General features: G+C 55.4%; 23 protein-coding genes. 9 read left to right on the top strand and 14 right to left on the bottom strand.

Going from position 1 to position 22,377, the window contains the following annotated elements; all coding sequences use genetic code 11:
* The first annotated feature begins 73 nt into the window (after nt 1-73).
* Nucleotides 74-1,156, top strand: a complete 1,083-nt coding sequence (locus CWM66_RS01535) for an AI-2E family transporter (RefSeq protein WP_035885838.1) — start codon at nt 74-76, stop codon at nt 1,154-1,156.
* Here the strand turns inward: CWM66_RS01535 and CWM66_RS01530 are convergent.
* A complete protein-coding gene (locus CWM66_RS01530; RefSeq protein WP_035885799.1) occupies nt 1,150-1,368 on the bottom strand; it encodes a hypothetical protein in 219 nt (72 codons plus the stop codon). The two genes, CWM66_RS01535 and CWM66_RS01530, sit on opposite strands and share 7 nt — an antisense overlap.
* 444 nt (nt 1,369-1,812) lie before the next feature.
* Between CWM66_RS01530 and mdtJ the strand changes: the two genes are divergently transcribed.
* The 3 genes from mdtJ to CWM66_RS01515 all read left to right on the top strand — a co-directional run bounded on the left by mdtJ (nt 1,813) and on the right by CWM66_RS01515 (nt 4,751).
* Nucleotides 1,813-2,166 (top strand): multidrug/spermidine efflux SMR transporter subunit MdtJ, encoded by a 354-nt coding sequence (gene mdtJ, locus CWM66_RS01525; protein ID WP_035885798.1) that lies wholly within the window; start codon nt 1,813-1,815, stop codon nt 2,164-2,166.
* Complete coding sequence (gene mdtI / locus CWM66_RS01520) at nt 2,153-2,482, top strand: multidrug/spermidine efflux SMR transporter subunit MdtI (RefSeq protein ID WP_107146168.1); 330 nt, start codon at nt 2,153-2,155, stop codon at nt 2,480-2,482. The genes mdtJ and mdtI overlap by 14 nt, the downstream gene beginning before the upstream one ends.
* 106 nt (nt 2,483-2,588) lie before the next feature.
* Nucleotides 2,589-4,751: a bifunctional diguanylate cyclase/phosphodiesterase gene (locus CWM66_RS01515; RefSeq protein WP_007374871.1), complete on the top strand. Its 2,163-nt coding sequence runs from the start codon at nt 2,589-2,591 to the stop codon at nt 4,749-4,751.
* 1 nt (nt 4,752) lies between these two features.
* Here CWM66_RS01515 and CWM66_RS01510 read toward each other — a convergent pair whose 3' ends face one another.
* The 3 genes from CWM66_RS01510 to CWM66_RS01500 form a co-directional block, all read right to left on the bottom strand.
* Complete coding sequence (locus CWM66_RS01510; protein WP_107146167.1) at nt 4,753-5,580, bottom strand: serine protease; 828 nt, start codon at nt 5,578-5,580, stop codon at nt 4,753-4,755.
* A gap of 272 nt (nt 5,581-5,852) precedes the next feature.
* Nucleotides 5,853-6,185 carry an acid resistance repetitive basic protein Asr gene (gene asr, locus CWM66_RS01505; protein WP_007374873.1) on the bottom strand — a complete coding sequence of 111 codons (333 nt, stop codon included), beginning with the start codon at nt 6,183-6,185 and terminating at the stop codon, nt 5,853-5,855.
* 164 nt (nt 6,186-6,349) lie between these two features.
* Nucleotides 6,350-7,834 carry a carboxypeptidase M32 gene (locus CWM66_RS01500; protein ID WP_007374874.1) on the bottom strand — a complete coding sequence of 495 codons (1,485 nt, stop codon included), beginning with the start codon at nt 7,832-7,834 and terminating at the stop codon, nt 6,350-6,352.
* A 123-nt stretch (nt 7,835-7,957) separates the two neighbouring features.
* On the opposite strand from CWM66_RS01500, the gene CWM66_RS29185 reads away from it, so the two are divergent.
* Nucleotides 7,958-8,059 (top strand): KPN_01571 family protein, encoded by a 102-nt coding sequence (locus CWM66_RS29185; protein ID WP_227135680.1) that lies wholly within the window; start codon nt 7,958-7,960, stop codon nt 8,057-8,059.
* 62 nt (nt 8,060-8,121) lie between these two features.
* Here CWM66_RS29185 and CWM66_RS01495 read toward each other — a convergent pair whose 3' ends face one another.
* A complete protein-coding gene (locus tag CWM66_RS01495; RefSeq protein WP_107146166.1) occupies nt 8,122-9,372 on the bottom strand; it encodes an MFS transporter in 1,251 nt (416 codons plus the stop codon).
* 119 nt (nt 9,373-9,491) lie between these two features.
* Between CWM66_RS01495 and CWM66_RS01490 the strand changes: the two genes are divergently transcribed.
* The 3 genes from CWM66_RS01490 (at nt 9,492) to bioD (ending at nt 12,559) form a co-directional block, all read left to right on the top strand.
* Nucleotides 9,492-10,388, top strand: coding sequence for a LysR family transcriptional regulator (locus tag CWM66_RS01490; protein WP_007374876.1), 897 nt, complete (start codon nt 9,492-9,494; stop codon nt 10,386-10,388).
* 129 nt (nt 10,389-10,517) lie between these two features.
* Nucleotides 10,518-11,738 carry a sugar metabolism global transcriptional regulator Mlc gene (mlc, locus tag CWM66_RS01485; RefSeq protein ID WP_007374877.1) on the top strand — a complete coding sequence of 407 codons (1,221 nt, stop codon included), beginning with the start codon at nt 10,518-10,520 and terminating at the stop codon, nt 11,736-11,738.
* Nucleotides 11,739-11,863: 125 nt separating this feature from the next.
* Complete coding sequence (bioD, locus tag CWM66_RS01480; protein ID WP_007374878.1) at nt 11,864-12,559, top strand: dethiobiotin synthase; 696 nt, start codon at nt 11,864-11,866, stop codon at nt 12,557-12,559.
* 28 nt (nt 12,560-12,587) lie between these two features.
* Here the strand turns inward: bioD and osmV are convergent, their stop codons facing one another.
* The 9 genes from osmV to CWM66_RS01435 all read right to left on the bottom strand — a co-directional run bounded on the left by osmV (nt 12,588) and on the right by CWM66_RS01435 (nt 21,382).
* Nucleotides 12,588-13,733 (bottom strand): osmoprotectant ABC transporter ATP-binding protein OsmV, encoded by a 1,146-nt coding sequence (gene osmV / locus CWM66_RS01475; protein ID WP_007374879.1) that lies wholly within the window; start codon nt 13,731-13,733, stop codon nt 12,588-12,590.
* Nucleotides 13,733-14,380: an osmoprotectant ABC transporter permease OsmW gene (gene osmW / locus CWM66_RS01470; RefSeq protein WP_007374880.1), complete on the bottom strand. Its 648-nt coding sequence runs from the start codon at nt 14,378-14,380 to the stop codon at nt 13,733-13,735. Before osmW ends, osmV begins: the two co-directional genes overlap by 1 nt.
* A gap of 9 nt (nt 14,381-14,389) precedes the next feature.
* On the bottom strand, nt 14,390-15,292 hold the full coding sequence (osmX, locus tag CWM66_RS01465; RefSeq protein WP_007374881.1) for an osmoprotectant ABC transporter substrate-binding protein OsmX: 903 nt from the start codon (nt 15,290-15,292) through the stop codon (nt 14,390-14,392).
* A 20-nt stretch (nt 15,293-15,312) separates the two neighbouring features.
* Nucleotides 15,313-16,023, bottom strand: coding sequence for an osmoprotectant ABC transporter permease OsmY (osmY, locus tag CWM66_RS01460; RefSeq protein WP_107146165.1), 711 nt, complete (start codon nt 16,021-16,023; stop codon nt 15,313-15,315).
* 286 nt (nt 16,024-16,309) lie between these two features.
* Nucleotides 16,310-16,921 (bottom strand): Tat proofreading chaperone DmsD, encoded by a 612-nt coding sequence (dmsD, locus tag CWM66_RS01455; protein ID WP_072438696.1) that lies wholly within the window; start codon nt 16,919-16,921, stop codon nt 16,310-16,312.
* A 101-nt stretch (nt 16,922-17,022) separates the two neighbouring features.
* Entirely contained in the window at nt 17,023-17,880 is an 858-nt protein-coding gene (locus CWM66_RS01450; protein WP_035885794.1) for a dimethyl sulfoxide reductase anchor subunit family protein, read from the bottom strand.
* 1 nt (nt 17,881) lies between these two features.
* The gene (locus CWM66_RS01445) at nt 17,882-18,499 is read right to left on the bottom strand and encodes a DMSO/selenate family reductase complex B subunit (RefSeq protein ID WP_035885793.1); all 618 of its coding nucleotides are present in this window, start codon (nt 18,497-18,499) and stop codon (nt 17,882-17,884) included.
* Between the two features lie 10 nt (nt 18,500-18,509).
* Complete coding sequence (gene ynfE / locus CWM66_RS01440; RefSeq protein ID WP_007374888.1) at nt 18,510-20,948, bottom strand: selenate/tellurate reductase subunit YnfE; 2,439 nt, start codon at nt 20,946-20,948, stop codon at nt 18,510-18,512.
* 152 nt (nt 20,949-21,100) lie between these two features.
* Entirely contained in the window at nt 21,101-21,382 is a 282-nt protein-coding gene (locus tag CWM66_RS01435) for a DUF1161 domain-containing protein (RefSeq protein WP_035885791.1), read from the bottom strand.
* Between the two features lie 283 nt (nt 21,383-21,665).
* Between CWM66_RS01435 and CWM66_RS01430 the strand changes: the two genes are divergently transcribed.
* The gene (locus CWM66_RS01430) at nt 21,666-22,376 is read left to right on the top strand and encodes a YnfC family lipoprotein (protein ID WP_007374890.1); all 711 of its coding nucleotides are present in this window, start codon (nt 21,666-21,668) and stop codon (nt 22,374-22,376) included.
* The last annotated feature ends 1 nt before the right edge of the window (nt 22,377 follow it).

The raw sequence follows: 22,377 nt of genomic DNA, 5'->3' as shown, positions 1-22,377 counted from the left end.
GGGCAGGGGATTGTTTTTACAATCAATGAGTAAGGCACTACACTTAATGGTTGTTTCTCCATTGGACGGGCCGATGTCAACACTTAAAAGTAATCAGTTCTTTTTTATCATTTTATTATTGCTGGTCAGCGTGGCGTTTTTCGGCCTGATCCAGCCCTATTATTCCGCGATTATCTGGGCGATCATCCTGGCGTTGATTTTCTATCCGCTGCGCATGCGGCTCTCGGTATGGTTGCGCGGGCGTAACGGCATTGCCTCGTTGATCACTGTGTTGCTGATTTGCGTGATTGTGTTTATCCCAATGATGATGGTGCTCTCTTCACTGGCCGTGGAGATCAACAGTCTGTACCAGCGTCTGCAAAATAACGCGACCGATCTGCCGCAGCTATTAAGTAATGGCATTGCACATCTGCCGGACTGGGCGAAGGGCTATCTGCGCGACAATGATTTTGATTCGGTGAATGCAATCCGGGAAAAACTCTCCGGCGTGGCGTTGAGCGTCGGGCGTTACCTGGCTGGCAGCGCGGTGATCATTGGCAAAGGCACGCTGGGCATTACCGTTAGCTTCTGTTTGATGGTCTATCTGCTGTTCTTCCTGCTGAAAGATGGTGCCACGCTGGTGCGCCAGATCTACGAAGTTATGCCGCTGACGGCGACCATTAAGCGTCGACTGTTTTTGAAATTCGCCGGTGTGGCGCGTGCTACGGTAAAAGGGACGCTGGTGGTTGCCATCGTTCAGGGCGCGCTGGGCGGCATCGGTTTCTGGTTTGCCGGTTTCAACGGCAGCCTGCTGTGGGCGGCGCTGATGGCATTCCTGTCGTTAATCCCGGCGGTGGGAACGGCGATTGTCTGGATCCCGGCGGTGATTTTTCTCTATTCAACCGACGAGTTTGTTACGGCAACGGTGCTGACGCTCTACTTCGTGATCGTCGTTGGTTTGGCCGACAATCTTCTGCGTCCGTTGCTGGTTGGGAAAGATACCCGCATGCCGGATTATCTGATTCTGCTGACCACGCTGGGCGGCCTGCAATTCTTCGGCATTAATGGTTTTGTCCTTGGGCCCATGATTGCTGCGCTGTTTATCACCTCGTGGAATTTGCTGGCGGAAGCGCGGGCGAGCGTTGCAAAAAACAGCCCGCCAACGCCGCCTCAATAAAGGCGCTGCGCGGCAAAGATGCCGTAAAGGGTGCAGGCCACTGTTCGCGTACAGGTTTTGTAGGTTATAAACCAGGCTTTCTGGTAGCGGGCTAAGTCGGGGCGGTTATGGAAAACCGGCCATAAAACGCGATGCACGTAGACGTGGTAAACATTGTCATATTCGTTGGGCGCCATCTCCCAACTATGGCCGCGCGATTGGCAACGTGACATATATTTCCTCATTGTGAGTTATTACCGGCTGAAGAGGATTATTTATCGCCTGATATAAAGGCGGTATAAAAAGAAAACCACGCACTGCAAAAATAATATAAATTCCACAGCAGAGTAAAGAATTGAAAAGCTTTTGAGTAAAATCCAGGTCTGTGATAGAAATAAGCGGTGTTTAACGACTGAGGACAATTTTCATCCGCATGATGAGAAGCAATTCGCGGATAATTGTAATTATATGGACATTCTGTTCAGCATTTTCAATTCTGTTTTTTCCCGTCACCACTCCTCCTGCTGCCCGCTTGCGGGTGAACAATACTGGCGCTCGGCGCTATAGTCTCCTCCTGCCTGTGCTGGCGCGCTGCGTCCGGCTGATATTGCTGTTTTTCCGGTTTCCCGCGCTGCGGTAAGCCGCGCAAGGGTATATATTCTCAAGCAGGAGAAAAAATGATTTATTGGATATTACTGATCTTAGCAATTATTGCTGAAATAACCGGCACATTGTCAATGAAATGGGCCAGCGTCAACGATAGCCAGACAGGGTTTATTCTAATGCTGGCCATGATTGCGCTGTCGTATATTTTTCTGTCATTTGCGGTGAAAAAAATTGCCCTCGGTGTGGCGTATGCAATGTGGGAAGGCATTGGCATATTATTCATTACCCTGTTCAGCGTATTTCTTTTTGATGAACAACTCCCGGTATTAAAAGTGATCGGGCTGGCAACGTTGGTGTTGGGCATTGTGCTGATTAAATCCGGGACGCGTAAGCCGCGTCAGGAGCGCAATCATGCAGCCGTTTGAGTGGATCCACGCTCTCTGGCTGGTGATGGCGATTGGGCTGGAGATCGTGGCGAATATCTTTCTGAAATTCTCTGACGGTTTTCGTCGCAAACTGTACGGTTGCGGGTCGCTTTTGGCGGTGCTGGCGGCGTTTAGCGCGCTGTCACAGGCGGTGAAAGGGATCGATCTTTCCGTGGCCTATGCGCTGTGGGGCGGATTTGGTATTGTCGCTACGCTGGCGGCGGGCTGGATCCTCTTCGGCCAGCGTCTGAACCGTAAAGGCTGGTTTGGTCTGCTGCTGTTAATTATGGGTATGTTGCTGATTAAACTCGCATAATGTGACGCTGCCCGCGTTTACGGGCAGCGAATTTTGCAGTCTGTATTACGCTTTACTCAATAACTAACGCAACGCGACTTTTTCAGCCACCTGCAGGGGGCGATGAATGTTCAATCCGTTTAGCTGGCGCAATATTCCTGGCGCAAGGACGTTATTTGTCATGACCTTTATGGCGGGGATTGGCTTAATCGTCTCCGTTGTCGCACTGCTTTACCTCTCGTTGAATTTAATCAGCAGCAAAGCCAATGAAATTGATGAGCACCGCACTGCGCTCGCGGTGCAGGGCGCGATTCAGACGTCGGTTAACCGAATCCGCTCGCTGGTGATTGATAATGGCGTCTGGGACGATGCGGTGCGGGAAGTTTATCGGCCACAACTGGATACGCAGTGGTTGTACAACACCTGGGGGGCTGGTTATAAAATCAACAATCTGTATGACGGCACCTTTGTGCTGGATGAGCAATTCAATGTGCTGTGGGGCGCGTTTCGCAGCCAACTTTTCACGGAGCGCGATCTCACTTTTTTTGGCAGTGGATTGCGGGCGCTGATCCGCGGTCATAACCAGTTGCTTCAGTCCGGGAAAGAGGTCTACGCCGGGATTACGCAGACCCGGGACGGCGTGGCGTTTATCAGTATCGGGCTGGTGCGCCCGATGGTTGGCCGTCTTGAGGTTTACGACGGCACTCGCCGCTATCTGGTGATTACCCGCCATCTGGATGCGCAGATCCTCAGCGACCTTGGCAAAACCTTCCAGATTACAGACTTACGCCTGTCACCGCAGAAAACCGCCGCCAGTAGCGTTCCGCTGCGTGACTCGGCGGGCGAGGAGCTCGGCTATCTGAGCTGGACGCCGCGTCTGCCGGGCGCAGAAGCCGCGCGGGCGGCGGCGTCGAATATTCGCCAGATTGCGATGCTGGCGTCCGGGTTGATCCTGCTGTTTATCGTGCTGAGCAGCGCCGGGCTGTACAAGCTGGCGCGTGGGGAAAGGCTGGCGCGCAAAATCGCCCTGACGGACTGGCTCAGCCGGTTACCCAACCGCCGGGCGCTCATCGAAAACATCGAAAAACTGGGCGCGATGGGCGATCCGGATACGATAAGCGTGGTGTTTATCGATCTGGATGGTTTTAAAGATGTGAATGATATCTACGGGCACGATGTTGGCGACCGTCTGATTGTCACCATTGCCCAGACCCTGCGCGAGAAAGTGCCGACTGACGGCATGCTGGCGCGGATGGGCGGCGACGAATTTGCCATGACCCTGAGCGGGCCGTGGTCGGTGGAGAAGGCCACCGACTTTGCCAATAACGTCCTGCAATACCTGAATCATCCTGTGCGCATTGGTAAACGCACCATCCACATTGGCGCCAGCATCGGCATCGCCAGCGGCACGCTGCTGGAGTGCTCCAGTTCCGAGTTGTTTCGCCGCGCAGATATTGCGATGTACCATTCGAAAATTACCGGCAAAGACAGGCTAACGCATTATGACGCGGCGCTGAACAGCGCCCGCGAGCGGCAATTATTGATTGAAAGTGATATCCGCGATGGGCTGGAGCGTGAGGAGTTTGATGTCTGGTATCAACCGATTGTCGATGCCCGAAGCCAGATGATGGTGGGCATCGAAGCACTGGCGCGCTGGCCGCGACGTCCTGCCGGGGAGTTAAAACCGGATGAATTTATTCCGATTGCAGAGACCAGCGGGCTGATTTACTCGCTGGGACAGTTTGTCCTGCGCCGCGCTTGCAGCGATCTCCAGCCGATAGAGGATCTGAAATTATCGGTGAATATCTCGCCAGCGCAGTTTCGCGATCCGGAGTTCGAGAACAAAGTCTCCAGCGTGCTGGAGACCTGCCGCTTTCCGGCGCACCGCCTGCAACTGGAAGTGACAGAAACCTACGTGCTGGAAAATCCCGAGCGCGCCCGTTCGGCCATTGCCAACTTAAAAGCGCTGGGCACGGCGGTGGCGCTGGATGATTTTGGTACTGGCTACTCCAGCATTGGCTATCTGCGTCGTTTTAATTTCGACACCATCAAAATTGATAAATCACTGGCCGGGCTGGTGGACGATGATGAGCAGGCATCGGCGCTGGTGAGCGGGACTATCCGCATCGCCAGCGCGCTGGGCATGCAGGTGGTGGCGGAAGGGGTGGAGAATGAAAAGCAGATGAAACTGTTAAGACTGGCCGGTTGCGATCAGCTTCAGGGATATTACTTCAGTGAACCGATGCCGCTGCACGACATCCTGCAACTGCGTTTGCAGCGGCTGGGCTGAATCACTCGCTCTCTTTGGCCAGCGCTTCCAGCTTGTCACGAAAACCGGTTACGGAGATGGCGCGGTTATCGGCGCGCCAGCGATCTTTTGCCGCCGGTGCTGAGCTTTGTACGGCAATCAACTGCCAGCCTGCTTCGGTTTTCAGCATCAATGGTGAACCACTGTCGCCGGGCAGGGTATCGCACTGGTGCGACAGCACGCTACTTTGCGCCCAGCCGGTGACCGTACAATCCTGGTGGCTGTAGAGCGTATCCAGATGATCTTCCGGGTAGCCTGCCTGCGTCACTTTCCGGTTGGCCGTTTTCAGCGCCGCTGTCAGTTCGTCTTTGTCGCCAACAAAGATCGGTAGCGGTGTAATGCCGGACGGCGGATAACGCAGGACGATCAGACCGAAATCCCACGATGCGGCGGAAGAGGGTACGATCCAGCCATCGCCATCGGGTTTCAGACGATGGCCGAGCGATGGGTCGACACGCCCTTCAATACCGTGAATCTCATAGCGCCAGGTCCCTTTTTGCGAAACAAAACGCAGCGCGACGGCTTTGTCTGCTTTCCCGTTCGGCGGCGTCAGCAGGCAGTGTCCGGCGGTCAGCGCCAGGTGCGGAGAGATAAGGGTGGCAGTACACAGATTACCGCTGGCGGTTTCTAACTGGCCGATAGCATCCCACGGCGCTTTGGTCGGCGTGGGAACCGGGACGCGATCGTCATGACCAAAAAAAAGCGTTTTTACATCACGGGCGTTAACCGCGTCATCCTCGCCATCGTCAGCATGACCAGCAGCGGAAAACAGAAACAGCGATCCCAGCATCAGCACAACAGTTTTTCGCATATCACACTCTGGTGGGTAATTATGATTATTAACGTAAGCCCAGATAAATATAGACGGGACGCGAGGAAAGTGGGAGTAAAATCAGCGTGCTACATCAGTAAAGATAAAAACGGATGGCAATAAGCGCGCAAATAATCAGCATTAACAGAATCAGTTCAAAACGATAACGTCGCAGCATATGCCCTCCAGAGAAAAACGGCGCCTCACCCGAAGGGCTCAGCGCCGACTTGTCACAGCGTGCCGTTAAGGACGCCGGAATCAGACACGTTTACTTATGCAGCCGGTTGTGCAGCCGGTTTAGTTGCAGTGTGTTTAACGTGTTTTTTGTGTTTTTTAGCAGCCTGTGCTTTCTGCTCTACTGCCGGTTTAGCTGCTTTTTTGTGATGTTTTTTCACTTTTGCAGCCTGAGCTTTCTGCTCTACAGCTTTTTTGTGTTTTTTGTGCACTTTTTTAGCCGGAGCTTTAGTTGCGGTAGCAGCCGGTGCAGCGGTGGTAGCAGTCGGAGCAGCAGCCGGAGCCTGAGAGGTGGCAGCGGTGTCAGCAGCGAATGCAGCGGAAGACAGACCCATAGCAGCGGCAACAACCAGAGCTAATACTTTTTTCATTCCGATATCCTCGAATTGGTTTCATCATTCAACCCCACTGCGGGGCCGTTGAAAGAACTATATCCCTGTAAATGCGAGGTTTCCGTGAGTGATTGGTATCGGCGTGTAACGGAATGTACAAACGTGATGTACCGCGCCGAAACGGGGGTTCCGGCGCGATGTGATCAGAGATAACGGCGGGTCAAATGCTGGCGGAAATAATCGGCATTCAATGCTTCTCCTGTTGCATTTTCAATGAGTTGCGAGGTGCTGAAGCGGCTACCGTGCTGCCAGATATTCTGCCGCAACCAGTCGAACAGGGCGCTAAAATCACCTTGCGCAATGGCCTCATCAAGCGTTGGCAGGGCCACGCGTGCCGCATGAAAGAGTTGCGCGGCGTACATGGCGCCCAGCGTGTAGGAGGGGAAGTAACCGAATCCGCCATCGGTCCAGTGAATATCCTGCATGCAGCCATTGCGGTAATTGCCTTCGGTGGAAAGCCCCAGCCAGGCCTGCATTTTTTCATTCCACAGCGCCGGAATATCCTCCACTTCAATGTCGCCGTCGATCAGCGCGCGTTCGATTTCGTAACGCAGGATCACGTGCGCCGGATAGCTGACTTCATCAGCCTCAACGCGGATATAACCCGGTTTTACCCGCTGATTCCAGGCAATGAAATTGCCCTCTTCGAAGGCTGGTTGCATACCAAAACTCTCGACAATCGCCGGTTGCAGGCGGCGCAGAAACGCGTCGCTGCGCCCGAGTTGCATTTCAAAGAACAGACTTTGCGATTCATGAATCGCCGTGGATCGCGCCAGCGCGATCGGCTGGCCGGCCCAGGCGCGCGGCAGGTTTTGTTCGTAGCGGGCGTGACCGGTTTCATGCACTACACCGAACAGCGCGCTCAGCAGTTCATTTTCGTCGTAGCGCGTAGTAATGCGCACATCTTCCGGGACGCCGCCGCAGAAGGGATGCGCGCTGACATCAAGACGCCCGCCGTTGAAATCGAAGCCCAATACCTGCATTGCCTGCAATCCCAGCTCGCGCTGCACGGCCTGCGGGAACGGCCCCTGCGGCGCAATCAGTGTTTGCTGCGCCTGTTTCGCCACCGCGCGGTTCAGTAAATCCGGCAGCCAGCTTTTCACCTCGCTAAATAGTTCATCCAGGCGGGCGCTGGTCATGTCCGGTTCGAATTTGTCGAGCAGCGCATCATACGGTGAACAGCCTTTGGCCGCTGCGCGTAAGCTGGCCTCTTCGCGGGCAAGCTTGACCACCTCTTTCAGGTTGGCGCTGAAACCCGCCCAGTCATTCGCCGGGCGCTGCGTGCGCCAGGCGTGCTCGCATTTGCTGCCTGCCAGCGACTGTGCTTCGACCAGCGCTTCCGGGAGCAGCGCCGCCTGCTGGTAGTGACGCGTCATTTCGCGCAGGTTTGCCTGTTCAATATCGTCCAGCGTCTCCTGTTTTGCCGCCTGTAACCACTGGCCGACACGCTTATCGGTCAGAATCTGGTGTTGCAGCACGCTGAGTTCAGCCAGCGCTTCGCCACGTGCGGCGCTACCGCCTGGCGGCATCATGGTGAACATGTCCCAGCTGGCGATGGCGGAGAGGTGTGAGAAGCGCGACAGACGCTGGAAAGTGCGGGTGAGTTGCTGGTAGTTCTGCTTGTCCATAATGCCTCTATTTTCGTTAGCGTTTTTTCTATAACTACCTGAAATAGTAGTCCGGCTTTCATTTGGCCAGTTTGTACCATAATAGAAGTACAGGATTTTTACACCCGCAGAAGAGACAACAGAGTGACAACCATAAATCCTTTTGTCTGGATCATTTTTGCTCTGATGGCGCTGGATGCCGTGCGTGAACTGGTTGGCGCAACCTCGATTTTGAGCCTCTTTTAACGCACATCCGCACGGAGCAAAAAAAAGCCCCGCACACGCGAGGCTCTTCTTTCGTCGTTGCATTAATGCAAACGAGAGTGGATCCGGCTGCCCACCAGAATGGCAATCAGCAGCATCAGGGCAATAAAGCCGCCGACGCCATTCCAGCCATAGCTGTGCCAGAAAACCCCGCCCAGTGTCCCGGCCACGCTGGAACCCAGATAGTAGCTGAATAAATAGAGTGATGAGGCCTGGCCTTTGGCGCGCCGCGCGCGCGGGCCGATCCAGCTACTGGCGACGGCGTGTGCGGCAAAGAAACCGGCGGTGAATAACAGCATGCCCGGAAAAATCAGCCACAGCGAAGAGAAAAGGGTCAGCAGCAGCCCGAACAGCATGATGGCGGAAGAGCCGATCATCACCGGACCGCGACCATATTTGTTGGTCATTGCCCCCGCGCGCGGCGAGCTCCAGGTGCCGGTAAGATAGGCCAATGACAGCAGGCCAACGGCCGCCTGGCTCAGCGACCACGGCGACAGCATCAGGCGATAACCGATGTAGTTAAACAGCGTAACGAACGATCCCATCAGCAAAAAGCCTTCAAGGAACAGCAGCGGCAGCCCTTTATCGCGCAAGTGCAGATGGAGGTTGATCAGTAACGTTTTCGGGCGCAGCGAAGTGGGCCGAAAATGGCGCGACTCCGGCAGGATTTTCCAGAACATCAGCGCTGATGCCAGCGCAAAGCAGCCAATCACCGCGACTGCAATTCGCCAGTTAAAGAAGTCGGTAAACACACCGCTGATTAAACGCCCACTCATGCCGCCAATCGAGTTGCCGCTAATGTACAGCCCCATTGAGAAGGCGACAAAGCTCGGATGGATCTCCTCGCTTAAATAGGTCATCCCGACCGCCGCCACACCGCTCAGCGACAGACCAAGCAGCGCGCGCATTACCAGAATACCGTGCCAGCTTGTCATCATCGTTGACAGCAGGGTACAGCAGGAAGCGAGCAGCAAGGCGGTAACCATCACTTTTTTGCGCCCGATGGCGTCCGAAAGCGGGCCGGTAAACAGCAGGCCAATCGCCAGCATGGCGGTGGAAATCGACAGCGAAATACTGCTGCTGGCAGGAGAGACGCCAAATTCATGAGACAACACCGGCAAAATCGGCTGCACGCAATAGAGCAGGGCAAAAGTTGCCAGCCCGGCGGAGAAGAGCGCCAGCGTAACGCGCATGAATTGGGGGGTACCACGTTTAATAAATTGTCCCGGCAACGCGACAGGAATTTCGTTGACAACGCTTGCCGGCTCGGTGTCAACGGTTGTTGTACGACTCACTGGAGATCCTTACATTTCATACCCGTGATTCTGGTGACGGGCTTACCACGGACATAAGAGTATGAAAGGTGTAATATTCTGTCTAATATATTAATAATCTCAAATAATACTTTTAAAATATGAATATCGAACTGCGCCATCTGCGTTACTTTATCGCCGTTGCCGAAGAGCTGCATTTTGGTCATGCGGCGGCACGGCTCAATATCTCCCAACCGCCGCTGAGCCAGCAGATCCAGTTGCTCGAACAGCAGGTTGGCGCGCGTCTTCTGGCTCGCACCAACCGCAGCGTCGCGCTGACGGCCGCCGGCAAACAGTTTCTTGCCGACAGTCGACAGATTTTGGGCCTGGTCGATGAAGCCGCTGCCCGCGCTGCCCGTCTGCATCAGGGGGAAACCGGTGAATTGCGTATCGGTTTCACCTCTTCGGCGCCGTTTATCAAGGCGGTTTCCGATACACTCTCATCGTTTCGCCAGCGCTACCCGGATGTGCACATTCAGACGCGGGAGATCAATACCCGCGAGCAGATTGCTCCCCTGAATGAAGGCTCGCTGGATTTGGGGCTGATGCGTAATACACCGCTGCCTGAAACGTTGGCATGGGAAGTGATTTTGCGTGAACCGCTGCTGGCGATGATCCACCGTGACCACCCGCTGGCGGCGCGCAAGGCGGTGTCGCTGAAGGAACTGGCGCAGGAGCCGTTTGTTTTTTTTGATCCGCACGTCGGCACTGGCCTGTATGACGAGATCCTCGGGCTGATGCGGCGCTATCAATTAATCCCCACCATAACCCAGGAAGTGGGCGAAGCGATGACGATCATCGGGCTGGTGGCGGCCGGGCTGGGCGTCTCGATCCTCCCGGCGTCGTTTCACCGGGTGCAACTCAATGAAATACGCTGGGTGCCGATTATTGAAGCGGATGCGGTTTCCGAAATGTGGCTGGTGTGGGCAAAACACCATGAACAGGGAACGGCAGCCGCGCGTTTCAAGCAGCAACTTCTACATGCCGCAATCGGCTGATTTTTACGCATAAGTCATTGCAAAATGTGCTGTAACTCACAAGCCGGGGTAAAAATTTGACGGCGCCTGGTGAAGTGCTTCACCATAGCTGAACGTTTATTTCGAAGCGCGAAAATAAGGGAGTCAGAGGTGGTTGCTGATAGTCAGCCTGGGCATATTGATCAGATTAAGCAGACCAACGCGGGGGCGGTTTATCGCCTTATTGATCAGCTTGGCCCGGTTTCGCGCATCGATTTATCGCGTCTGGCGCAACTCGCGCCTGCGAGCATTACTAAAATTGTGCGTGAAATGCTGGAAGCACATCTGGTGCAGGAGACGGAGATCCAGGAGCCGGGCAGCCGTGGGCGTCCGGCGGTCGGGTTGGTGGTAGAGACTGAAGCCTGGCACTATCTCTCGCTGCGTATTAGCCGCGGGGAGATCTTTCTCTCGCTGCGCGATCTCAGCAGCAAGCTGGTGGTGGAAGACCGGCTTGAACTGCCGCTGGGCGATGAGATGCCGCTGCTGGATCGCATTATTCACCTTATCGACAGCTTTTTTACCCGCCACCAGAATCGCCTGGAGCGTCTGACCTCAATTGCCATCACGCTGCCGGGAATCATTGATACCGAGAATGGTATCGTTCACCGTATGCCGTTTTACACGGAAGTGAAAGATATGCCGCTGGGTGAAACGCTGGAGAAGCACACCGGCGTGCCGGTTTACGTGCAGCACGACATCAGCGCGTGGACCATGGCAGAAGCGCTGTTCGGCGCTTCACGCGGCGCGCGCGATGTTATTCAGGTGGTGATTGACCACAACGTTGGCGCCGGAGTGATCACCGACGGACGCTTGCTGCACGCGGGCAGCAGCAGCCTGGTGGAGATTGGACACACCCAGGTGGACCCTTACGGTAAGCGCTGCTATTGCGGCAACCACGGTTGTCTTGAAACCATTGCCAGCGTTGAAAGCGTGCTGGAACTGGCGCAGTTACGCATGAGCCAGTCGATGAGTTCAATGCTGCATCAGAAGCCGTTAACGGTGGAGTGGTTATGTCAGGCGGCGCAGCAGGGCGATTTGCTGGCGAAAGATATCATCAGCGGCGTCGGGGCGAATATTGGTCGTATCCTTGCCATTATGGTGAATTTGTTCAACCCGCAAAAAATACTCATTGGCTCGCCGCTGAGCAAAGCGGCAGACATTCTCTTTCCCGCTATTGCCGATTGCATTCGCCAGCAGGCGTTACCGGCATACAGCCAGCATATTTCCGTTGAGAGTACCCAGTTCACCAATCAGGGCACGATGGCTGGTGCCGCGCTGGTAAAAGACGCGATGTATAACGGATCTTTGCTTATCCGTTTGTTGCAGGGGTAACATTTTTACATTGTTGTCGTAAAAATTGCGCTACCTCAAGCTGGGCCGATGATACTTATCTTAGACTTTCCCCACTGAATTATTCTCCTGGTTTATATTTTCGTAGAACAACGGTGGAAATCGAGATGCTTAAGCGTTTCTTTGTAACGGGTACAGACACTTCTGTCGGGAAGACAGTGGCATCCCGCGCGCTTCTCCAGGCGCTGGCTGCCAGCGGCAAAACAGTGGCAGGTTACAAACCTGTTGCTAAAGGAAGCAAAGAGACGCCGGAAGGATTGCGCAACAAAGACGCGCTGGTACTGCAAAGCGTTTCCTCGCTGGATTTACCTTACCAGGCGATAAACCCGATTGCCCTGAGCGAAGAGGAAAGTAGCGTTGCGCACAGTTGCCCCATCAATTACAGCCTGCTTTCTAACGGCCTGGTCAACCTGTGTGAAAAAGTCGATCACGTGGTGGTCGAGGGAACCGGCGGCTGGCGCAGCCTGATGAATGATTTGCGCCCGCTCTCCGAGTGGGTGGTACAGGAGCAGATGGCGGTGGTGATGGTGGTGGGTATCCAGGAAGGCTGCATTAACCACGCTTTGCTGACCGCGCAGGCGATTGCCAGCGACGGTCTGCCGCTGATTGGCTGGGTGGCGAACCGTATCAACCCAGGGCTGGCGCATTATGCTGAAATTATCAATGTGCTGAGCAAAAAACTGCCTGCGCCGCTGGTTGGTGAGTTACCCTATCTGCCGCGCGCCGAGCAGCGCGATCTGGCGCAATACATCAATTTGCAGATGGCGACCGGCATGTTAGTTGCCGACCGCATCCTCGCCTGAAAAAAGCCCCTCATCTGAGGGGCTTCTGTTACGCATCATGAATATTCAGTACCCGGCGTGTTCTGCCCGAACTTAAATACTCCGCAATATAGTCCTGCGAAATTTCACCGTTATAACGACCATCCTCATCGACAATCGGCATCCAACTGGTGTTGCTTTCGTACAGCCGTGACAATACCACGCGCAGGTTATCTTCCGCTTTCCCGGTAATACGGAACGGATGCAGCAAATCGGAACAGCTACCCGGCGCGTTTCGCGCTTCGCGACGTTTAACAAAACCCAGCGGTTTACCCGCCGAATCCACGACGGTAATGGCGCGAATATCGTTGTCATCCATGGTGGCAAAGGCTTCCGCCGCCGGAGTGGATTCCCGCACCGTAATCGTCGGCTGTTGATCGGTGACGTCGCCTGCGGAAACCAGCAGCAACCGCTTCAGTGTGCGATCCTGGCCGACAAACGAACCGACAAATTCATTGGCCGGTTTGGCCAGCAGCTCATCCGGGCTGGCGCACTGTACGATGCGTCCCTGGCGGAACACCGCAATACGATCGCCGAGCTTCAGCGCTTCATCGATATCGTGGCTGACCAGCATCACCGTTTTTTTCAGCTTGCGCTGCATCTCAAGGAACTGGTTCTGGATCACTTCACGGTTGATAGGGTCGACCGCGCCGAATGGCTCATCCATCAGCAGTACTGGCGGATCGGCCGCCAGCGCGCGGATCACGCCGATACGCTGCTGCTGGCCGCCGGACATTTCGCGCGGGTAGCGATGAAGGAATTTTTTCGCATCCAGCGCCACCATCTCCATCAACTCTTCGGCACGGCTTTTACAGCGCGCTTTATCCCAGCCCAGCATGCGCGGAACGACAGTAATGTTCTCTTCGATGGTCATATTGGGAAACAGACCAATCTGCTGAATCACGTAGCCAATATTGCGCCGCAGGGTGACGGTATCCATGGCGCTGGTGTCTTCACCGTTGATGAAAATCGAGCCGCTGCTCGGTGCAATCAGGCGGTTGATCATCTTCAGCGTGGTGGTTTTACCGCAGCCGGAAGGGCCGAGCAGTACGCACATTTCACCTTCCGGTACAGTCAGATTGACGTTATCGACAGCCTTCACTGTCTGGCCGTTTTTCTGCGTAAATTGTTTGGTCAGATTTTCCAGTTTAATCATTAGCGAATCCCCTTCGGCGTCAGCACAATTTGTAAGCGGTGCAATAACCAGTCGAGCACAATCGCGAGTACGCAAATCATCAGCGCCCCGGCAATTAACATACGAATGTCACTGCCGCCAATACCGTTCAGCAACAGCAATCCCAGACCGCCTGCGCCAATGACGGCGGCAATAGCCATCACGCCGATATTCATCACCACAGCCGTGCGGATACCACCGAAAATCACCGGCAGCGCCATCGGAATTTCGACCCAGCGCAGGCGTTGCCAGAAGGTCATGCCGATACCGCGTCCGGCTTCGCGCAGCCCCGGCGGCAGGCTGTCCAGCGCCGTGTGGGTGTTACGCACAATCGGCAGTAGTGAATAGAGAAAGACGGCGGTGATGGCGGGCAGGGCGCCAATCCCCTGACCGATCAGCGAAAACAGCGGGATCATCAGCCCGAACAGGGCAATTGACGGAATGGTCAGCACCAGCGTTGCCAGCCCGAGAACCGGCGTCGCCAGCCACTTATGGCGCACAATCAGAATGCCGAGCGGAACGCCGATGATAATCGCCAGGCCAACGGCCAGCAGTACCAGCCACAAATGCTGGAAGGTAAGGCTTGCCAGATAGCCTGCGTTGTCCATCATGTAATGAATCGTCTCCATAGGCTCTCCTTACAACAACCCTTTTTCATGCAGGAAATCGTGGGCGACTTGCTGCGGTGTCTGGTGGTCAATATCCACTTTGGCGTTAAGCGTCATAATGACGTCGTTATTTAACAGCCCCGAAAGGGTATTCAGCGCCTCTTCCAGCCCCGGATTGGCTTTCAGCGTATCTTCACGCACCACGGGCGTGACCGCATAACTCGGGAAGAAACCTTTGTCATCTTCCAGCACTTTGAGATCGAAGCCTTTCACGCGCCCGTCAGTGGTGTAGACCAGCCCGGCATCAACAAAGCCATCGCGGATGGCGTTATAAACAAGCCCGGGATCCATCTGGCGAATTTGCGGGCGATCCAGCGCCATCCCATAGGCCTGTTGCAGAGGTTTCATGCCGTCGCTGCGCCCGGCGAACTCCAGATCCAGCCCCAGCAACCAGTTGTGTTTGGGATCGGTTTTACGGATCTGTTCAATCTTCGCCACCATCTGCGACATGGTGGTGATGTGTTCGGCTTCTGCCCGTTTACGCTGCATGGCAAAGGCGTAGGTGTTATTCATGTTGGCTGGCTTCAGCCACACCAGTCCGTGCTTCGCGTCGAGGCGTTTTACCGTGTCGTAAGACTCCTGTGGCGACATGCGCTGGTTAATGTGATTGAAGATAATCAGCGAGGTGCCGGTGTACTCCCAGGTCATATCAATTTGCTTGTTGATCATTGCGTTACGTGAGATCACCGTGGCGATATTGGTCTGCGGCTGTACCTGGAAACCGCGTTTTTGCAGATACTGCACGGTCATCGCCGACAAGATGTGCTGCTCGGTAAAACTTTTGGTCGCCAGAATCAGCGGCGCGGCATGCGCGCTGGCGGAAAATAAGACCGCAGCGGCAAGCGCGCCGAGCAAGCGGGTCAATCTTTTCATCAGGTTCCCTCTTGTTGTTTTCAGGCCGTGTGCGGGCTAAGGAAGCGGCCCAGCGCCGCCAGCAGAGTGTCGAGGATCAGGGCGAACAGCGCGGTGGCCGCAGCGCCTAAAATCAGCGTTGGGAAGTCGTTCAGGTAGATTCCCGGAAAGATCAGCTCACCGTAGCTACTGGCACCAATCAGGAACGCCAGCGGCGCAGTTCCGACGTTGATGGCGGTGGCAATACGCACCCCGGAGAGGATCACCGGCATGGCATTGGGGATCTCCACCTGGCGCAGGCGTTGCCATTTGGTCATACCGATGCCGTTCGCGGCTTCAATTAACGATGCGGGCACCGAGCACAGCCCGGCGTAGGTGTTACGCACAATCGGCAGCAGCGACGCGAGGAACAGCGCAATGATCGCCGGTGTATCGCCAATGCCAATCACCACCATTGCCAGTGCCAGAACGGCGAGCGGCGGCAGCGTATTGCCGACATTAAAGATTTGCATTACGTATTCCGCCACGCCGCGTGCGGCAGGACGGCTAAGCGCGATACCACTCGGAATGCCCACCAGCAGGGCGAAGAACATTGAGCTGAACACCAGAATCAGGTGCTGCTGCCCGAGATAAAGCAGATCGACCTGGCGGGCTTTGAGGGTGTCCAGACCAATTCCCCAGGTCAGCAGGGCCAGAACTATGGCGATCCCGACGATAAACAGCATGGCGCGGGTAAGTACGGATAGTTGCATTGCAATGTTTCTCCCTGTTTGCATGCGTTATGGCAACGGGCGTTGCGTGTTGTTATGCCATGTTCGGCAGGGTGACTTGACCTATAGCAAGCGCCTGGGAAGGATTCCAGTGACGGGGAAATTTACTTTGCGCCGGGATGATGCCGGAAAGAGACGCCAGACCTGATGAGATAACGGTTGCGAACCGGAAGTAAAGAATTGTCTTAAAAGCACCGGTTTAAAGTGACAATGTCACATATATATGATGACAAAGCGTGGAAATCCCGGCAGTTACGCCGGGTCGGGATTAACGAAACAAGGGTTTTTGTGCGACCGGGATCAGCAAGCGCGATTGCCAGCTGGCCAGCGTCAGCTGCGCCAGTTTTCCAACTGAGCACCAGAAAGGATGCTGCGCTTCGTTGGTAAAGACCGTCAGGAAACGCCCGGCCCACGGCAGCAGATGCCAGGCCAGCAGCCGCTCGCAGGCGTCGCTATTTCCCTCTTCAGCCAGCCACGCCGCCAGTAACAGCAGTGCGCCGAAGTGATCCTCCGGCTCATTTTGCCGGCTGTCGAAGGCGATATTGTTTTCCCGCATCCACTGGCGCAGCGCCAGCGTGGAATCGCCAAACAGCACCGATTCTTTATCCAGCCATACGGAACCCCACGGCGGCGCAGGCAGCGCCCACGGGCCAATAAACAGGCGCTGCCAGGCTTCAGACAACGGTTCGTCACAGGGCGCGGCGAACTCAGCCACCAGCGGCGCAAGGTCGGTTTGCGGGAGCGGCCACTGTTTCGCCCAGTCTCCCTGTGTGAACGCGGCGATCAGCGGCTGGCACTGCTCGCTCTGCGGCGGGTAGTAAAACAGCGCGCCCAGAACGCGGGCGGTCACGATAAAATTTTCACCGGTTAGGTCAGTCATGTTTGATCCTGAAAAATTGCCGGATGGCGCGGTGTTTATCCGGCCTGCGCATCATGCGGAACACGCAGGCCGAATCAGGCACGGCCATCCGGCGCACATCATCAACCGGCAACGGCGACGCCCACGGTCATATGCAGCCCATAGAACAGACCACGCCCGATTACTTCCCCGGCGGCGACCAGCGCGATGCCAAGCAGCAGGCTAAGCACCTGCGGCTGTTTACGCATCACCAGCGGGCAGATCCAGCAGCCCAGACCGAGCGCAACCAGCAGCAGGCGCGCCACTTGCAGCATAGCGTAATCCGGTACCAGCGCGATCGCCTGCTGGACGGAACTGTGGATCTCGCCCAGTTGCTGGCTTTGCAGCATCACTACGGCAATGCTGGCGATAAACGCCGCAACGCTAAGCGCGGCGAAGCGCGAGGCGCGAAAACGAATACCCGCCAGACGCAGCAGCAGTGCGGCCAGCAGCGGGCCGCCCATCAGCATGGTCAGAAAAAATGCTGCCGTGGTGTAGCCGTTATGCCAGGTCGGCACGGTGTCGATTTGATAGACCCGTGTCATGGCCCAGACAAACAGCACGCCAAGCAACATGCTGACCGCCAGCCAGATGCGGCTTAAGGTGGCGGGCATTTTCCCCAGCCAGCTTACCAGCCACCAGAAACCACCGACGGCGAAGAACAGAGAACCGGCGGCGATTTCATTACTGAGCGCCGACGCACCGACGCGGTTTAGCGAGTTAAAGGCGCGCAGCGGCGAGCCGAGGTGCATCATCGAGGCGATAAAACCCACGCCCATCAGCACCCAGAGGAGAAGCTGGCTGCGTACAATGCGCACTTGCCCGATACGATCGTCGTTGGCGTTCATCCAGACGATACCGCTTACAATCAGGCCGCCAGCCACACACTGGCCCAGTACCGTGAACAGTACCAGCGGCCACTCATGCCATCCGTTTCCCATTTCATACCTCCTGCGGATTGGCCAGATAGCCGGTGGTATCACCCGTCGGGCGGCTATTGGCGTTAGGTTTGATCACGATATTCGGCCGGGTAAAATGCGCAGCCGGGAAGGGGGCGATGGCAGCAAGCGAACCGTGCTGTTTACGCAGTTCCTCGATTGGGCCGAAATCCAGCGCGCGCAGCGGGCAGGATTCGACGCAGATGGGCTTTTTCCCCTCGGCGACGCGATCGTGGCAGCCGTCGCACTTGGTCATGTGTCCCTTCGCGGCGTTGTATTGCGGCGCGCCGTAGGGGCAGGCCATATGGCAGTAGCGGCAGCCGATGCAGACATCTTCGTCCACCACCACAAAACCATCTTCACGCTTATGCATCGCGCCGCTTGGGCACACTTTGGTGCAGGCCGGATCTTCACAATGGTTGCAGGAGATCGAAAGGTAGTAGGCAAAGACGTTCTGGTGCCAGATACCGTTATCTTCCTGCCAGTTGCCGCCAGCGTATTCATACACGCGGCGGAAGCTGACGTCCGGGGTTAAGTCTTTGTAATCCTTACAGGCCAGCTCGCAGGTTTTGCAACCGGTGCAACGGCTGGAGTCAATAAAAAATCCATACTGAGTTGTCATCGGTTACTCCTCAAACCTTCTGAATGTCGACCAGGTTGGTGTGCTGCGGATTGCCTTTCGCCAGCGGCGACGGGCGGTGGGTGGTTAGCGTATTCACGCAGCCACCATGATCGACACGGTCTCCTTCCATGTTGGCCCGGTGCCAGGCGCCCTGGCCCATGGCGCTGACGCCCGGCATGATGCGCGGTGTTACTTTCGCCGCAATGCGCACTTCGCCGCGCTCATTAAAGACGCGCACCATGTCGCCATGCTTGATACCACGACGCTCGGCATCAATAGGGTTGATCCACACTTCCTGGCGGCAGGACTCTTTCAGCACATCGATGTTGCCGTAGCTGGAGTGCGTGCGGGCTTTGTAGTGGAACCCGAACAGTTGCAACGGGAATTTTTCCCGCGCCGGATCGTCCCAGCCTTCAAAGGTTGAGGCGTAAACCGGCAGTGGACTGATGACTTCGTCTTTCTCCAGCTCCCAGCTGTTGGCGATTTTCGCCAGTTGACTGGAGTAGATTTCAATTTTTCCAGAGGGCGTTTTCAGCGGGTTAGCAACCGGATCATCGCGGAATTTTTTATAGGCGACAAAGTGTCCGTTCGGATCTTTGCGCTTATAAATCCCCATCGCTTTGAGCTCTTCATAGGAAGGCAACTGCGGATCTTTGGCGACCATTTTGGCGTACAGATACTTCAGCCACTCTTGCTGGGTGCGGCCTTCGGTGAACTTCTGGTAGATATCCGGCCCCAGACGACGGGCGATTTCGCTGGTAATCCAGTAGATCGGTTTGCGCTCGAATTTCGGTGCGGTGACCGGCTGCAGGAAGATCAGATAGCCCATATTCCCTGCGTAGTCGTTCGGAATAATGTCTTCCTGTTCAACGGTCATCAGATCCGGCAGCAGAATGTCGGCATACATTGCCGAAGAGGTCATAAAATTCTCAATGACCACAATCATTTCGCACTTGCTTTCGTCCTGCAGGATGTCGTGAGTCCGGTTGATATCGCCGTGCTGGTTGGTGATGGTGTTACCGGCGTAGTTCCAGATGAATTTGATCGGCACATCGAGTTTATCTTTACCACGCACACCATCGCGTTTGGCGGTCATTTCCGGGCCGCGGGCAATGGCATCCGTCCAGGTAAAGCAGGAGATCGACGTTTTCACCGGGTTTTCCGGCATCGGCATACGTTCGATGGTAATAGTGTAAGTGGATTCACGCGCGCCGCTGTTGCCGCCGTTAATGCCCACGTTACCGGTGAGGATCGGCAGCATGGCGATGGCACGCGAAGTCAACTCGCCGTTGGCCTGACGCTGCGGCCCCCAGCCCTGACAAATATAGGCCGGTTTGGCGCTGCCAATTTCCCGCGCCAGCTTAATAATTTTATCGGCCGGAATACCGGTAATACGCGACGCCCACTGCGGCGTTTTGGCAATACCATCATCGCCCTGACCGAGAATATACGCTTTGTAGTGGCTGTTGGCAGGCGCATCGGCGGGCAGGGTTTTCTCATCGTAACCGATGCAATATTTATCGAGGAACGGCTGGTCGACGAGGTTTTCGCTGATCAATACCCATGCCATCCCTGCGACCAATGCGGCATCGGTACCCGGACGAATCGGAACCCACTCATCTTCACGTCCGGCAGCCGTATCGGTATAGCGCGGATCGATAACAATCATCCGCGCATTCGAGCGTTCGCGCGCCTGTTCAAGAAAGTAAGTGATGCCGCCACCGCTCATACGGGTTTCCGCCGGGTTGTTGCCGAACATCACCACCAGTTTGGTGTTTTCAATATCCGAGGTGCTGTTGCCGTCGTTGGAGCCGTAGGTATAAGGCATCGCGCAGGAGATTTGCGCAGTGCTGTAAGTGCCGTACTGTTTAAGGAAACCGCCGTATAGCGCCATCAGCCTGGCAATGACCGAAGCGGAAGGTGAAGAGCGGGTAATGTTGCCGCCGACGATGCCGGAAGAGTAGTTAATGTAAACCGCTTCGTTACCGTATTTCTGCACCACGCCTTTCAGGCTGTTGGCAATCGTATCGAGAGCTTCGTCCCAGCTAATGCGCACGAACTTGCCTTCACCGCGTTTGCCCACGCGCTTCATCGGGTAGTTAAGACGATCGGGATGATTGATGCGGCGGCGAATCGAACGCCCGCGCAGGCAGGCGCGGACCTGGTGGTTACCGTAAATATCATCGCCGGTATTATCGGTTTCCACCCAGTACACTTCGTCATCGCGCACATGTAAACGCAGGGCGCAGCGGCTGCCACAGTTTACCGAGCAGGCGCCCCAGACGACTTTATCGGGCGCGGGTTGCATGGCTTGTTGTACGGCGGCTGCAGCGGAGCGCATGCCGAAAGGAAGGGAGATTGCACCCGCTGCGAGTGCAAGCGATCCCAGCGCAGTAGATTTCACCAACGTTCGTCGGCTGATCCCCCCCTGGTGTTCAATGTCGGACATAGCTCACTCCATTATTATTTATAATAAAAAGAAATTAACCGCTCATATTAGAAGCAGGCTAATGAAGTGTTTATGGTAACCATTTGGGGGGGATAAGTTTTAACCACGATCAACTGCGGGATAATCCCCCTAATATTCAGGGGGATTATATTTTATTGCGTACCGGCGCCCTGATCGTTCTGCGGGGTGGCGCCGCTGTTGCGGGTGTAGAGAATTTTGTAGGTGTCATTCGCACAGTGGCCCACCACCTGCGAACCGGCCTGGTCTGCCTGGTCATTCGGCACAATTGTCAGGCTGAATCCCGATTCCGGGACGCCGTTATTAATGATGCGCTGCTGGATATCCGCCTTGACCCGCTCGCATGAATCGGGCGCAGCAAAGGCAGGAACCGCGCCCGCCAGCAGTAATGCACATAACCAACGTGAATATTGCATTCTCATCTCCTTCAGTTTTGCCCGCAGTAAGCTTAGCAGTTTCCGCGTCAGGGCCGGATAAATCTCTGAATTATCTGACGATGCGATCGCTGATGCGGCAGTAACGTTATCTGCGGCGGCACACATAACCGCCGCCGTTTTATGACCGCTCCGGCTACTAAATTTGGTGGGCAGCGTGTATTCGTTGGCAGGTTTTAGGCCGTAAGACAAATAAGTGTTTGCCCGACTATGTAAAGATTTTGCTAAGATAAGCGCAATCCAGAAGAAAAATGTGGTGAACCCATTGAAAAAACAGCTATTGCTCATCGCTGTGGCAGCACTGCTCGCCGGATGTGATGACGCGAAGGGACCGGTATCGTTTACGCCAGAGATGGCGAGCTTCTCCAATGAATTCGATTTTGATCCGTTGCGTGGCCCGGTGAAAGAGTTCAGCCAGACGCTGTTAAATGAGAAGGGCGAAGTAACAAAACGCGTCAGCGGAACGATGTCGAAAGAGGGCTGTTTCGATACGCTGGAACTGCACGATCTGGAGAACAACAGCGGCGTCGCGCTGGTGCTGGATGCCAATTATTACCTCGACGCGGAAACAAAAGAGAAGCGGCTGCGCTTGCAGGGTAAATGCCAGTTAGCTGAGTTTCCGGCGGCGGGCGTGACGTGGGACACCGATGACAACGGTTTTGTCGTGCTGGCGACCGGGAAAGAGATGGAAGTGAAATACCGTTACGATGAGGAAGGTTACCCGCTGGGCAAATCCACGACCTCGAAGGACGAGCATCTGACAGTGGCCTCGACGCCTTCCAAAGACAAACGGAAAAAACTCGATTACACATCGCTCAGCACGCTGAATGACAAGCCGCTCGGCAGCGTGAAACAGGCTTGCGACTACGACAGCCACGACAATCCGTTGAGCTGCACGCTGGAGGTTGTCGATCTGAGCGCTTCCCCGCAGGTTACCCACAAATACAGCATCAAAAATACCATCTCCTATTATTGAT

It is taken from the genome of Kosakonia sp. H7A, assembly GCF_003028445.1.
Taxonomy (GTDB): domain Bacteria; phylum Pseudomonadota; class Gammaproteobacteria; order Enterobacterales; family Enterobacteriaceae; genus Kosakonia; species Kosakonia radicincitans.
This window is presented reverse-complemented; position numbering and strand designations above follow the sequence as displayed.

Excerpts from the sequence above, each read along its gene's own strand:
- CWM66_RS01535 (WP_035885838.1), top strand. The coding sequence starts at position 74 with ATGTCAACACTTAAAAGTAATCAGTTCTTTTTTATCATTTTATTATTG.
- CWM66_RS01530 (WP_035885799.1), bottom strand. The coding sequence starts at position 1,368 with ATGTCACGTTGCCAATCGCGCGGCCATAGTTGGGAGATGGCGCCCAAC.
- mdtJ (WP_035885798.1), top strand. The coding sequence starts at position 1,813 with ATGATTTATTGGATATTACTGATCTTAGCAATTATTGCTGAAATAACC.
- mdtI (WP_107146168.1), top strand. The coding sequence starts at position 2,153 with ATGCAGCCGTTTGAGTGGATCCACGCTCTCTGGCTGGTGATGGCGATT.
- CWM66_RS01515 (WP_007374871.1), top strand. The coding sequence starts at position 2,589 with ATGTTCAATCCGTTTAGCTGGCGCAATATTCCTGGCGCAAGGACGTTA.
- CWM66_RS01510 (WP_107146167.1), bottom strand. The coding sequence starts at position 5,580 with ATGCGAAAAACTGTTGTGCTGATGCTGGGATCGCTGTTTCTGTTTTCC.
- asr (WP_007374873.1), bottom strand. The coding sequence starts at position 6,185 with ATGAAAAAAGTATTAGCTCTGGTTGTTGCCGCTGCTATGGGTCTGTCT.
- CWM66_RS01500 (WP_007374874.1), bottom strand. The coding sequence starts at position 7,834 with ATGGACAAGCAGAACTACCAGCAACTCACCCGCACTTTCCAGCGTCTG.
- CWM66_RS01490 (WP_007374876.1), top strand. The coding sequence starts at position 9,492 with ATGAATATCGAACTGCGCCATCTGCGTTACTTTATCGCCGTTGCCGAA.
- bioD (WP_007374878.1), top strand. The coding sequence starts at position 11,864 with ATGCTTAAGCGTTTCTTTGTAACGGGTACAGACACTTCTGTCGGGAAG.
- osmV (WP_007374879.1), bottom strand. The coding sequence starts at position 13,733 with ATGATTAAACTGGAAAATCTGACCAAACAATTTACGCAGAAAAACGGC.
- osmW (WP_007374880.1), bottom strand. The coding sequence starts at position 14,380 with ATGGAGACGATTCATTACATGATGGACAACGCAGGCTATCTGGCAAGC.
- osmX (WP_007374881.1), bottom strand. The coding sequence starts at position 15,292 with ATGAAAAGATTGACCCGCTTGCTCGGCGCGCTTGCCGCTGCGGTCTTA.
- osmY (WP_107146165.1), bottom strand. The coding sequence starts at position 16,023 with ATGCAACTATCCGTACTTACCCGCGCCATGCTGTTTATCGTCGGGATC.
- dmsD (WP_072438696.1), bottom strand. The coding sequence starts at position 16,921 with ATGACTGACCTAACCGGTGAAAATTTTATCGTGACCGCCCGCGTTCTG.
- CWM66_RS01450 (WP_035885794.1), bottom strand. The coding sequence starts at position 17,880 with ATGGGAAACGGATGGCATGAGTGGCCGCTGGTACTGTTCACGGTACTG.
- CWM66_RS01445 (WP_035885793.1), bottom strand. The coding sequence starts at position 18,499 with ATGACAACTCAGTATGGATTTTTTATTGACTCCAGCCGTTGCACCGGT.
- ynfE (WP_007374888.1), bottom strand. The coding sequence starts at position 20,948 with ATGTCCGACATTGAACACCAGGGGGGGATCAGCCGACGAACGTTGGTG.
- CWM66_RS01435 (WP_035885791.1), bottom strand. The coding sequence starts at position 21,382 with ATGCAATATTCACGTTGGTTATGTGCATTACTGCTGGCGGGCGCGGTT.